Origin of the sequence: Bradyrhizobium nivariense, from assembly GCF_029846695.2 — a bacterium.
Classification (GTDB): Bacteria; Pseudomonadota; Alphaproteobacteria; order Rhizobiales; family Xanthobacteraceae; genus Bradyrhizobium.
Genome location: NZ_JARWCR020000028.1, coordinates 38848 through 51398, shown reverse-complemented (window position 1 = coordinate 51398; position 12551 = coordinate 38848). Strand labels below are relative to the sequence as shown.

Below are 12551 nucleotides of genomic sequence, written 5' to 3'. Positions count from 1 at the left end.
GCTTACGCCGGACGCTCCTGATAGGGCTGATGCAGGCTCCTGTCGCGGTCGTGCCGCGTCATTGCCGTATCCGGCTCGGAAGCTCCGTCACCGATTCGGTCTGGCTGATCTAGAGAACAATTTGCGCGAGAACCAGAGGGGCGGCAATGCGCGTCGTGAAGAAACTCGAAAATGACTTCATGCGATGCGATCGGGCCACGCATCATCGCACAATCTTCCGAAAACTTTCTCGATCTTGGCGCGGAGGCAAAAAGCATGGCGCCGGAGAGGAGCGACCTAAGCACGATCGGTGGGTATTGCGAGAATCCCTGCAAGCGATCTCGTTGACGACACGTGGGTACACTTGTTATTGATGCGGCAATCCATCGCGTGGCACGCGAATCCAATTCGTGCGACACGCATGCCGAGAAAATTCTGTTGCGTGCTGCGGCATTCGCGACGGTTCTATCGCTCCGATGAGATGCGCGACACGCCGGGTCTCGCACTCGGAGGTGAGTCTGGTTCCAGGGATCGTCAAGCTGCACGTCAAAGCGGTCGGACAATTGAGCCGGCTCGATTGTCTGGTCGTCTCGACGCCTATTTGGCGGCGATCAACCGGCACGATCTGCTCGAACGCGGCCAGAAGCAGCACACTCCTTACCTAAAGCGCGATGAGATGAGAATGAATCATCATCGCGCGTTAGGTTGTTGTTTGAGCATGATCTTTTCGGAAAACCGCTTCGCACTTTTCCGGATCATGCTCTAGCGATCACCGGCTCGGCCAGTATACACCTTGCCGCCCTGCCCGGCCCCACCTCCACGTTCGGTGGCAGCTGCTCCAGGCAGCGCGGCTGCGCGACCGTGCAGCGCGAGGCGAAGGAGCAGTTGTGTGGTCTCTCGGCGAGTGAAGGCGGAGTGCCGGGGATGGTTTCGAGACGCTGCCCGCGCTTGGCGCCGTGGATCGTGGAGGCGAGCAGGCCCTTGGCGTAGGGATGCACCGGCGAACGGACGATGTCGCGGAGCGTGCCTTGCTCGACGATCTGGCCGGCATACATCACCGCGACGCGGTCGCAGATCTCGATGGCGACGCCGATGTCGTGGGTGACGAAGATGACGGACATGCCGAACTCGCGCTGCAGTTCGCGCAACAGCAGCAGGATCTGAATCTGCACGGTGGCATCGAGCGCGGTAGTCGGCTCGTCCGCCAGCAGGATTTTCGGCTTGCAGGCGAGCGCCAGCGCAATCATCGCGCGCTGGCGCATGCCGCCGGACATTTCATGCGGATAGGCATCGAGCCGGCGTTTTGCGGAAGGAATGCGCACGACCTCGAGCATCTCCAGCGCTCTCGCGCGGCCTTCGGCGTAACTCTTGCCTTCGTGGCGCACGACGCTCTCGACGATCTGCGCGCCGATGGTGTAGACCGGATCGAGCGCGAGCGCGGGCTCTTGAAAGATCATCGACACGGTCTGGCCGCGGAACGACGAGAGTTCGTCGTCGTTCATGGCGAGCACGTCGCGGCCCATGACGTTGACCTTGCCCGCGATCTGCGTGCGCTTCTTCGGCAATAGCCGCATCAGCGCACGCAGCGTCACGCTCTTGCCCGAACCGGACTCGCCGAGCAGGCCCAGCACCTCGCCATCGCCGAGCGAGAGGCTGAGGTCGTTCACGGCATAGACCGTGCGTTCGCCGGTGAAGCGGATGTTGAGGCCTGAGATCTCGACGAGCTTTGTCATGACGGAAGTTTCGGCAGCCTATCGTGGTAATCGGTGGCGCGCTGGAATGCGGCGCCGATGGTGAGCAAGGTCGCTTCATCGAAGGAGCGGCCGATCAGCTGCATGCCGATCGGTAGACCGCTCTTGGTGAAGCCCGAGGGCACCGTGAGCGACGGCAGGCCGAGATAATTCACCGGACGGGTGAACAGCGTCAGCCGTTGCAACAGCGCCGGCGCGTTCGGCCCGCCGCCGACGTCGCTCTCCTCGATCGTCGGGGCCGGCACCGGGGACGCCGGAGCGATCACCGCGTCGACGCCTGATGTCGCGGCGTTGTGCGCGGCGAGCGCAGGACCGCGCCAGCGCATTGCCTCGAGATAGGTGATGGCGGGAACGGCGAGACCGTTCTGAAGCCGCATCAACACCTGTGGGCCATAATCCTGCGGCCGCTCGATCATCCAGCGCTTGTGGAAGGCGGCGGCTTCGGCTGCAAGCACGAGCTGGCTCGCGGAGGACAATTGCCGCTGGTCGGGCAGCTCAACCGTGACGATGTCGGCACCCTCACGCTTGAGCACCGCGATGGTCTCGTCCAGCACGCGCGCGACTTCGCCGTCGAGATCGTCCACATAGAAGGACGAAGGGACCCCGATCTTGAGGCCCTTCAGCGAGCCCTTGGTCGCGCCGACATAGTCAGACAGCGGCTCATGGCTGCAGGTCGAATCCTCGGGATCAGGGCCGGCCATCAGCGCCAGCAGCAGCGCGCAATCCTCGGCGGTGCGGGCGAGCGGGCCGACCGTGTCGAGCGATTGCGACAGCGGCATCGCGCCGGCCCGGCTGACGCGGCCAACGGTGGTCTTCAATCCCGTGACGCCGCAGAAATGCGCGGGCATGCGGATCGAGCCGCCGGTGTCGGAGCCGAGCGCGGCATAGGTCAATCGCGCCGCGACCGCCGAGCCGGAACCTGACGACGAGCCGCCGGTGATGTGCGCGACGTTCCAGGGATTGCGCACCGGGCCGTAATGGGCGTTATGGCCGGTCGGGCCATAGGCGAATTCGGCGAGATGCAGCGTGCCGAGGCGAACCTGGCCGGCGTCCTTCAGCCGCTGCAAGGCGGTGGAGGTGACGGTCGGAACGAAATCGCGGCGGATCAGCGAGCCGCAGGTCGCGACGTGGCCGGCATCGTAATACATATCCTTGTGCGCCAGCGGCACGCCATGCAGCGGGCCGCGCATTTCGCCCTTGGCGAGCTCGGCGTCGGCGGCACCGGCGGCCTTCAACGCCACCTCGGATTCGATCGACATGAAGGCGTTGAGATGCGGCTGCCACTGCGAAATGCGGTGCAGCAGCGCGCGCGTCACCTCATGGGAGGACACCTGCTTCATCGCGATCGCGCGCGCGACCTCGGTGAGCGTCATCAATGCGGGCTCGGTGTTCATTTCGAGACCTTCGCAGTTTGCGCGATCGGATAGAGCGCGGGCTCGAGGTCGAACGGCAGCGTGCCGGCGATGGCCGCAAAGCCTTCGAAAGCGGGTCCGATGGAATTGGAGATGCGCGTTGCAATCTCGTCGTCGACGGGAACGCCGGCGACTTGTGCCGTCGCCTTGATCTCTTTTGTCGTTGGTCTCGTCATGCGGTTTCCTTCTCCGGCGCACGGCTATGGCCTGAACCCGGGATCGCCATGTAGCACGCGGCCTCGTGGCCCATTCTATCGAGCGCGGTGAGTTTTGGTGTCGCATTTGCGCAGAGCGGCTCCGCAAACGGGCAACGGGTGTGAAAGCGGCAGCCCGAGGGCGGATCGATCGGATTGGGCGGATCGCCCGTGATCGGCGGCGTCTCGGTGCGGCGGTCGGGATCGGAGGACGGCATCGCGGCCAGCAGCGCACGCGTGTAGGGATGCGCAGGCCTGTCCCAGACCCGGTCGACCGGACCGAGCTCGACGACCTCGCCGAGATACATCACCAGCACGCGATCACTGATGTAGCGCACGACGTTGAGGTCGTGGCTGATGAAGAGATAGGTCAGCCCGAACTCACTCTTGAGATCGGCGAGCAAATTGAGCACCTGCGCTTCGACGGACTTGTCGAGCGCGGAAACGGCCTCGTCCAGAATTACCAGCCGCGGCGAGAGCGCCAGCGCCCGCGCGATGTTGACGCGCTGGCGCTGGCCGCCGGAGATCTCGTGGGGGTAGCGGTTGGCGAAGTTTGCAGGGACCAGGCCAACCTTGCCCAGCAGCTCGCGCGCCAGCGTCCGCGCCGCGCCATCGGCCATGCCGTGCACCTTCGGGCCGAAGGCGATCGATTCCTCGATGGTCAGGCGCGGATTGAGCGAGGCATAGGAATCCTGGAACACCATCTGCATGCCACGGCGCAGCTCTCGCAAGGAGAGCGACTGGCCGACGCTCATCCCGTCATAGATGATGTCGCCGGTATCGCGCGGCATCAGATGCATCAGAAGCCGCGCGGTGGTCGACTTGCCGCAGCCGGACTCGCCGACGATGCCGACGGTCTCGCCCTTGGCGACGGTGAACGAGACATCATCAACCGCACGCACGGTGCGCTTTGCGGCGAACAATCCGCCACGCACCGGGAAATGCTTGGTCAGGCCGTTGACCTGAAGCAGCGGCTGCGCGACGCCGCCGCGGTCCTCGACCGGTTCCAGCATCGCGACGGAGAGGTTGGTTTCGCTCATGGCCTAGTTCCTGATGTCCATGGCGCTGCGCAGGCCGTCCGAGAGCAGATTGAAGCAGATCGAGACCGCGAAGATCATCGCGCCAGGGAGCGCGGCGACCCAGGGGTTGACGTAGATCGCGGTGCGCAAGGTGTTCAGCATCAGGCCCCATTCCGGCTCCGGCGGCTTGGTGCCGAGGCCGAGGAAGGACAGGCCTGCCGCAAGGATCATCGAAACCGAGATCAGGCTGGTGGCATAGACGAAGATCGAACCGAGCACATTGCCGAGGATATGCACGCGCATGATGGTGAACGGTCCGGCGCCGGAGGCGCGCGCGGCTTCGACGAAGTCCATGTTGCGCACGCCTGTCGTGACGCTTTCGGCGACGCGGGTGATCTGCGGCACGAACACGACGGTCAACGACACGATGGAATTGAGGATGCCGGCCCCGAGCGCGCCGGAGATCGCGATCGCCAGCAGCACGGACGGAAACGCGTAGAACACGTCGATCGTACGCATGATCGCGGTGTTGAGCTTGCCGCCGACATAGCCGGCAACGAGGCCGAGCGAGGTGCCGATGCAGAAGGCGAGGACGACCGGTAAAATGCCGATGAGGAGCGACAGCCGCCCGCCATAGACCAGCCGCGCCACCATGTCGCGGCCGAGTTCGTCGGTGCCGAGCGGATAGCCTGATGTGCCGATGTGCCGAAGGCGGCGGATCATCGAGCCCCTGTAGGGATCTTCCAGACCCAGCCAGGGCGCAACGATCGCGGAGAGGAAGATCAGCAGCAGCACCAGCGCGCAGACCATGCTGACCTTGTCGCGTCGGATGCGGCGGCCGACGGTCGCCCAATAACCGCGCGCCTTGGTCGCGGGCGCGGACTGAAGCGCCGCATCGCTGGTGACAGACAACGGAAGCTCGCTCATCGGCCGGCTCCCGATGAGTCTTGGTTGGTTCGATGCCAGCCAAGGCGGCGGTGCACCTCTCCCGCCTGCGGGAGAGGTCGGCGCGCAGCGCCGGGTGAGGGTTCTCTCCTGGGGGTTCTCGATTGTGAAGATACCCTCTCCCCAACCCTCCCCCGCAGGCGGGGGAGGGAGCGCACCTTTTTCACGGCTCTAGCCTCGCTCATCGGCTAGCCCCGCTTGATGCGCGGGTCGATCGCGGCTTGCGCGATGTCGACCAGCAGATTGAGGAAGACGAAGAACAGCGCCAGCACCAGGATCGTGCCCTGCAACAGCGGCAGGTCGCGCTGGAAGATCGCCGAATTGAGCAGGAAGCCCGAGCCCGGCCAGGAGAACACGGTCTCGATCAGGATCGAGCCGCCGAGCATGTAACCGAGCTGAAGTCCCATCACCGCGAGCGCGGTGGGCGCGGCGTTCTTGATGACGTGGCGGAACACGCCGCGCTCATGCAGGCCCTTGGCACGCAGCGCCTCGACGAAGTCCTGGCTGAGGATGTCGCCGGTCAGTGCGCGCACCGTGCGGGTGACGATGCCCATCGGGATCACCGAGGTCGTGATCGCCGGCAGCACGAGGTATTGCAAATGCGTCCAGTCCCAGGCCCAGGCGGCCGAGCCGCCAGGCCCGGCACCAACGGCAGGCAGCCAGTTCAGCTGGACCGAGAAGATGATGACGAGCACCATGCCGAGCCAGTAATGCGGCACCGAAACGCCGGCGATGGCAAAGGAGGTCGCCAGCTTGTCGATCCAGGTCTCGCGGAAATAGCCGGCGATCAAGCCGAGCAGGATGCCCATGGTGAAGCCGATGATGGCGGCGGCAATCGCGAGCGTAACGGTGTTGCTGACCGCGCGCATGACCTCGGCGAGCACGGGGCGCCCGGTCGCAATGGAATTGCCGAGATCGCCATGTAACGCGCGCAAGAGCCACAGGCCGAATTGCACGGGCAACGGGCGATCGAAACCATAGGCGGTACGGAGCTGCGCCGCGAGTTCCTGCGAGGCATCGGCCGGCAGCACGGCGACCAGCGGATCGCCCGGCGTGATGTGCACGAGCAGAAAACACACCAGCGCGACGCTGATGACGATCGGGATGACGTAGACGATGCGTCTGGCGATATAGGCGAGCACTGGTCCGCTTTCTTCCTTCTCCCCTTGTGGGAGAAGGTGGCGCGAAGCGCCGGATGAGGGGTTCTGTCCCCGAGTATAGCTATTCCTAATGAGAGATGGTCACTCGCGGAGAGAGACCCCTCACCCGGCTTCGCTATCGCGAAGCCACCCTCTCCCACAAGGGGAGAGGGTGCACCGTGCGTGTGGCGCGAACTACTGCATCGACACCAGCGAGAAGTCGATGAACCAGCTCTTCGGCTGCACGACGCCCGTGACCTTCGGGCTGATGGCGCGTGGGCCGACGTCGTGGGCGACGTATAGGAAGGCCGCGTCGTCGACGGAGGCCGCGTGCAATTCAGCGAGCGCGGCGTCACGCGCGGCGGGATCGAAGGTCTGCCGCGCCTTCTTCACGAGTTCGTCGAATTTGGGATTGTTAACAAAACCCCAATTGTTCGAGACCGGCGCCGCCATGCCCGATTGCAGGAAGCGCACCAGCGCGAAGAACGGATCCATCGCCGCGTAGGTGACGTTGGTCGCGTTCGAACCGTTGGCGCTGGGATCCTTGGCGCCGCGGCGCCAGTTGGTGAACAGCGTGTTCCACTCGATGACGTCGAGCTGCACGTCGAAATAGCATTCGGCGAGGGCCTGCTGGAGATATTCGTTCATCGGCAGCGGCTGCATCTGGCCCGAGCCGGACGCCGAAGTCTGGGTCTTCACCGTCAACTTCTTGTTCGGGCCGAATCCGGCCTCCTGCATCAGCTTCTGCGCAGCCGCCTTGTCATACTTGATCTCGAAGGTCGGTTTTCCCCGCCAGGGATGGCCGGCCTCGAACGTGCCGGTCGCGGGCACCATCAGCCCTGCGAGCAGACCGTCCTTGAGGCCTTCGCGATCGACGCAGAGGTTTGCCGCCTTGCGGACGCGGATATCGTTCCAGGGCGAACCCTCGACGCGCGAGAACTGCCATGGCCAGACGTGCGGCTGCTCGTTGGCGTAGAGCTTGAAGCCGCGCTGCTTGAGTTCGGGCAGCGCGTCCGGCGCGGGCGCCTCGACCCAATCGACCTGTCCGGAGAGCAGCGCCGCGGTGCGTGCATTCGCTTCCGGCATCGGCAGCAGCACCATCTTGTCGACCTTGGGCACGCGCGCCTTGTCCCAATAGCTCGCGTTCTTGACCAGCTCGAGCCGCTCGCGCGGCGTGAAGCCCGCCATCTTCCATGGGCCGGTGCCGGAAGCGTCCTTGGCGAACGCGGTCCAGGCGGCCTGCGATTTCACCTTGGCGTCGGCGCCTTCCGCCTTGTCGTAGAAGGCCTGCCACTTCGCCGGGCTCGCCATGAAAAGATTGGTGAGGTTGATTGGCAGGAAGCTGTCGGGCTCCTTGGTGGTGAGTTCGACCGTCATGTCGTCGATCTTCTTCGCGGACGCCAGCGTCGGCATGCGCGAGGCCGTAACGCCGACCTGGCTGGCGTCGAATTGCGGCGCGTCCTGCTTCAGCACCTTCTCGACGTTCCACACCACGGCATCGGCGTTGAACGGCGAGCCGTCATGGAAGGTGACGCCCGGCCGCAGCTTGAAAGTCCATTTGGTCTTGTCGGCATCGTCGACCTTCCACTCGGTCGCAAGGCCGGGGATCACCACGCTCGCCTTGTCGGCCGAGGACAGGTCCCAGCCGGTGAGCCCGTCGTACATGGTGAGGCCAGTGAAGCGATTGCCTTCAAAACCCTGATCGGGCTGGCCCAGCGTGCGCGGAATATCGGCAGCGGTCATGCCGATGCGAAGCACGGTTTCGGCACCGGCGACGCGCGGCCACGCAGCCGCGCTGCCGAGCGCCAGCAACGCGATCAGCGCCGCGCGAGTCTTGTTTTTCTTGATCAGCATTGCCTCAGTCCTTTTCCGGCTTCGATGACTAATTTTGATGCAATCGTATGCAATGGCTATGCCAATGGGGAAACTTATTCGGCAAATTGCCCCTGCGACGACAAGTCCTTGTGATCGGACGTCCGCAAAGGCACCCGTTGCCTATTCTGGCATCAAGATTGCAAGTTTGGCCCTGATTTCTCCCTTGAATTTTCTCCTGGAGCTTTGGGCCATGCGTATCCGTCTCTCGACCTGTCTCGCCGTGCTTGCGCTGGCCTTGTCAGCAATCTCCGCGGGCGCCGAAACGGTGGTGCGCTACGGCATCTCGATGGCGGACATTCCGCTGACGACTGGCCAGCCTGACCGCGGCGCCGGCGCCTATCAGTTCACGGCCTACACGATCTACGATCCGCTGGTGGCCTGGGAAATGGACGTCGCCGACCGGCCCGGCAAGCTGGTGCCGGGACTGGCCACGGAGTGGAAAGTCGACGACGAGAACAAGACCAAGTGGCGCTTCACCTTGCGCAAGGGCGTGAAGTTTCACGACGGCAGCGAGTTCGACGCCGATGCGGTGATCTGGAATCTCGACAAGGTCCTCAACGACAAGGCGCCGCAATTCGACAAGCGCCAGAGCGCGCAGGTCAAGACCCGCCTGCCTTCGGTCGCGAGCTACGCCAAGATCGACGATTCCACGGTGGAGATCACCACCAAGACGGTCGATTCCTTCTTTCCCTATCAGATGCTGTGGTTCCTGGTGTCGAGTCCAACCCAATACGAAAAGCTCGGCAAGGATTGGGACAAGTTCGCGAGCCAGCCTTCGGGGACCGGCCCGTTCAAATTGACAAAACTGGTGCCACGCGAGCTCGCCGAGCTCACGAAGAATCCGGATTATTGGAACAAGAAGCGCATTCCCAAGGTCGACAAGCTGGTGCTGGTGCCGATGCCGGAAGCGCTGACGCGCACCAACGCGCTGCTCGCCGGGCAAGTCGATCTGATCGAGACGCCGGCGCCGGATGCCGTGCCGCAGCTCAAGGCGGCCGGCATGAAGCTCGTCGACAACGTCACGCCGCATGTCTGGAATTATCATCTGAGCGTGCTGCCGGGCTCGCCCTGGACCGACATCCGCCTGCGCAAGGCGCTGAATCTCGCGATCGATCGTGAAGCAGTGGTGGGCCTGATGAATGGCCTCGCAAAACCCGCCAAGGGACAGGTCGATCCGTCGAGCCCGTGGTTCGGCAAGCCGAGCTTCGAGCTGAAATACGATGTCGCCGCCGCCAAGAAGCTTGTCGAGGAAGCCGGCTACTCCAAGGCCAAGCCGCTGAAGGCCACCTTCATCATCGCACAAGGCGGCACCGGCCAGATGCTGTCGCTGCCGATGAACGAATTCCTGCAGCAGAGCTTCAAGGAGATCGGCATCGACATCGACTTCAAGGTGGTCGAGCTCGAGACGCTCTATACGCATTGGCGCAAGGGCGCAGCCGACGAAATGAACGCCGGCATCACCGCCAACAACATCGCCTATGTCACCTCGGATCCCCTGTACGCCATCGTCCGCTTCTTTCATTCGGGCCAGATCGCGCCGGTCGGCGTCAACTGGGGCGGCTACAAGAACCCGAAGGTCGACGCGCTGATCGACGAGGCCAAGCAGACCTTTGACAGCAACAAGCAGGACGAGCTGCTGGCGCAAGCGCATGCATTGATCGTCGACGATGCCACGCTGGTATGGGTGGTACACGACACCAACCCGCATGCGCTGTCGCCCAAGATCAAGCAGTTCGTGCAGGCACAGCACTGGTTCCAGGATCTGACCACGATCGGAGTAGAGTGAGGAGTAGCCTGCGACGTCGAACACGGCTGTCGTCCCGGCGCAGGCCGGGACCCATAACCACCGAGTTGAGTTCGGCGACGACAGCCAACTCCTATCTGGCGTAACAACTTCTGCTGCGGAGTATGGGTCCCGGCCTGCGCCGGGACGACACTGAGAGTTTGGCTGCGAGCAAGCGCCCCCTTACTTCGTCAGCAGCGCATATGCCCCGGTCCAGCCTTCAGCCGGCGGATTGATCTGGAAATCCTTGATGCGAGCTTCGTAAAGCTTGAACAGCTTTTCCAGCGTGTCGGCATCCTCGCTGCGACGGCCGCGTTCGATCGCGTCCAGCGCGCCCTGCCAGTCGCGGCCGCGGTAGCAGCCGAGCATCTCGATGGTGACGTTGCGCAGGCGCTGGAACGCCCCTGAGTTCATCACGTCCTCGCGGCCGGCGATGGCGTAGATCACCTCCGGCTCGGTCTTGCCCTTGACCATGATGAAGTCGAGCTCGAGGATCGCGAACTTGTCCTTGGCGGCGAGCGCGGTCCTGGAGCCGACAATGATGGGAAAGCCGTATTCCTTGGACTGCCCCTCCAGGCGCGAGGCCAGATTCACGCTGTCGCCGAGCACCGAATAGTTCTTCTTCAGGTCGGAGCCCATGTTGCCGACCACGCCGATACCGGTGTTGAGGCCGATGCCGACATTGAGCGGGATGTAGACGTGGCCGCCATCGGCGGCTTCCTGCTCGCGCTCCTTGTTGACGGCGTCGATTCTCTCCAGCATCTGGATCGCGGCTTCGCAGGCGTTGACCTCGTGCGCGGCATCGTCGAGCGGCGCGTTCCAGAACGCCATGATGGCGTCGCCCATATATTTGTCGATATAGCCCTTCTGATCGATGATCACGTCGGTCAGCGGCGTCAGGAAGCGGTTCATCAAGGCGATGAGCCCTTGCGGGTCGTGCTTGTAGGTTTCCGATATGGTGGTGAAGCCGCGCACGTCGGAGAACATGATCGTCATCTCGCGCTCCTCGCCGCCCAGCACGAGCTTTTCCGGCGACTGCGCGAGTTGCTCGACCAGAACGGGCGACATGTATTGCGCGAACATTCCGCGGATCTGCACGCGCTGCCGCTGCTCGCGCACGAAGCTGGCGAAGATCAGCGTCAAATAGATCGCCGTAGTCGAGAGCAGCGGATAGGTGAAGTCGATGAGATAGCGATATTGCGCGTAGAAGAACCAGGACACCCCGATCAGGATCGCGGCGAACGTCGCACCCGCAAGCACGAGGCGCACCGGTCCGAGATTGGGCGTGAAGATGATGACCAGAAGTCCAATGACGAGCGCCGCGAGCAGCTCGACGCCGAGCGCGTAGTTCGGCTGGGAGATCACGGCTCCGCTCAGCACGCTCTCCAGCACCTGCGCATGGATCTCGACACCCGGCATGGTCGAGGACACCGGCGTGGTCTTGATGTCGTTCAGTCCGACTGCGGAGGTGCCGACCAGCACCAGCTTGCCGGCGAGCTTGTCCCGCGGCACGGTATTGTCGAGCACGTCGGCGGCCGAGACGTAGATCGAGGGATCCTGGCGGGCATAGTGCACCCACAGCTGACCGTTCCTGTCGGTCGGGATCTCCACGCCCTTGAGACGCACGGCCCGCACGCCGGTCTTGTCGGTTCGAACCAGCAGCGTCGGCGTGCCCGTGACGACGCGCAAAATCTCGAGGCTGAGCGAGGGCATGACCATGCCCTGGGCGCGCATGATCATCGGCACCCGTCGGATCAGGCCGTCGCGCTCGGTCCTGATCGAGAACAGGCCGCGGCCGGCAGCGACCTTCTCGATCTCGGGTACGTTGCGGAGCAGGCCGGGAAATTCGAACAGGAAGCGCTCGGCGCCCTCCTCGCCGACCGTCGCGACGCCGGTGAAGGGCAGCGACTTGTCGATCTCGGACGAGATCGCCCGCTGCCCGGTCTCGCCCAGCACGACGCGCGAGCGCTTGATCGCTTCGGAGAGGATCTGGTCGTTGCTCGGCAGCTCGCGCAGCCTGGCGCGGGTGGCATCGTCCAGATCGCGCATCTGGCTCGCGACGATATCCGGATTGAGCCGGTCGGCTTCCGAGAACACCACGTCGAAGCCGATCGCCACCGCGCCGTTACCGGTGAGGTTCTGGATCAGGTCGGCGATCCGCGTCCGCGGCCACGGCCACTGCCCGAGCTTGGCGAGGCTCTTGTCGTCGATGTCGACGATGGTGACCGGCCGCGCCGTCTTGTGGCGCGGATCGATCAACTGAAACATGTCGAAGGTGCGCAGCCGCAATTCCTGGATCGGCGGCGGATCCCAGAGCCGCGCACCGGCAAACACGACCAGCAGCGCAAGGCACATCAGCCGCGCAAAACCGAACTTCCGCGCAAACCACCGCCGCAGGATCTTGAGACGTTTCATTTCGGTCCGACGTCCTGCCCTAAATCACGCTTGCAGGCT

General features: G+C 63.9%; 10 protein-coding genes. 2 read left to right on the top strand and 8 right to left on the bottom strand.

Translation table 11 applies throughout. From position 1 onward, the window contains the following. Positions 1–400: 400 nt before the first annotated feature. Positions 401–745, top strand: a complete 345-nt coding sequence (locus tag QCM77_RS22765; protein WP_279661456.1) for a hypothetical protein — start codon at positions 401–403, stop codon at positions 743–745. Here the strand turns inward: QCM77_RS22765 and QCM77_RS22760 are convergent. The 7 genes from QCM77_RS22760 to QCM77_RS22730 form a co-directional block, all read right to left on the bottom strand. Beyond that, positions 735–1712: an ABC transporter ATP-binding protein gene (locus QCM77_RS22760; protein WP_279684964.1), complete on the bottom strand. Its 978-nt coding sequence runs from the start codon at positions 1710–1712 to the stop codon at positions 735–737. The genes QCM77_RS22765 and QCM77_RS22760 overlap by 11 nt on opposite strands. Beyond that, positions 1709–3124, bottom strand: a complete 1416-nt coding sequence (locus QCM77_RS22755) for an amidase (RefSeq protein WP_279684962.1) — start codon at positions 3122–3124, stop codon at positions 1709–1711. Before QCM77_RS22755 ends, QCM77_RS22760 begins: the two co-directional genes overlap by 4 nt. Continuing rightward, positions 3121–3318 (bottom strand): hypothetical protein, encoded by a 198-nt coding sequence (locus tag QCM77_RS22750; RefSeq protein WP_247362904.1) that lies wholly within the window; start codon positions 3316–3318, stop codon positions 3121–3123. Before QCM77_RS22750 ends, QCM77_RS22755 begins: the two co-directional genes overlap by 4 nt. Further along, positions 3315–4376 (bottom strand): ABC transporter ATP-binding protein, encoded by a 1062-nt coding sequence (locus QCM77_RS22745; RefSeq protein WP_279661453.1) that lies wholly within the window; start codon positions 4374–4376, stop codon positions 3315–3317. The genes QCM77_RS22750 and QCM77_RS22745 overlap by 4 nt, the downstream gene beginning before the upstream one ends. Before the next feature lie 3 nt (positions 4377–4379). After that, positions 4380–5282, bottom strand: coding sequence for an ABC transporter permease (locus QCM77_RS22740; RefSeq protein WP_279661452.1), 903 nt, complete (start codon positions 5280–5282; stop codon positions 4380–4382). A gap of 206 nt (positions 5283–5488) precedes the next feature. Beyond that, positions 5489–6442, bottom strand: a complete 954-nt coding sequence (locus tag QCM77_RS22735) for an ABC transporter permease (RefSeq protein WP_279661451.1) — start codon at positions 6440–6442, stop codon at positions 5489–5491. Between the two features lie 192 nt (positions 6443–6634). Continuing rightward, a complete protein-coding gene (locus tag QCM77_RS22730) occupies positions 6635–8293 on the bottom strand; it encodes an ABC transporter substrate-binding protein (RefSeq protein WP_279661450.1) in 1659 nt (552 codons plus the stop codon). Between the two features lie 211 nt (positions 8294–8504). Between QCM77_RS22730 and QCM77_RS22725 the strand changes: the two genes are divergently transcribed. Beyond that, entirely contained in the window at positions 8505–10100 is a 1596-nt protein-coding gene (locus tag QCM77_RS22725) for an ABC transporter substrate-binding protein (protein ID WP_279684960.1), read from the top strand. Between the two features lie 180 nt (positions 10101–10280). Here the strand turns inward: QCM77_RS22725 and QCM77_RS22720 are convergent, their stop codons facing one another. Beyond that, positions 10281–12512 (bottom strand): CHASE2 domain-containing protein, encoded by a 2232-nt coding sequence (locus tag QCM77_RS22720; protein WP_279684958.1) that lies wholly within the window; start codon positions 12510–12512, stop codon positions 10281–10283. Positions 12513–12551 lie beyond the last annotated feature (39 nt).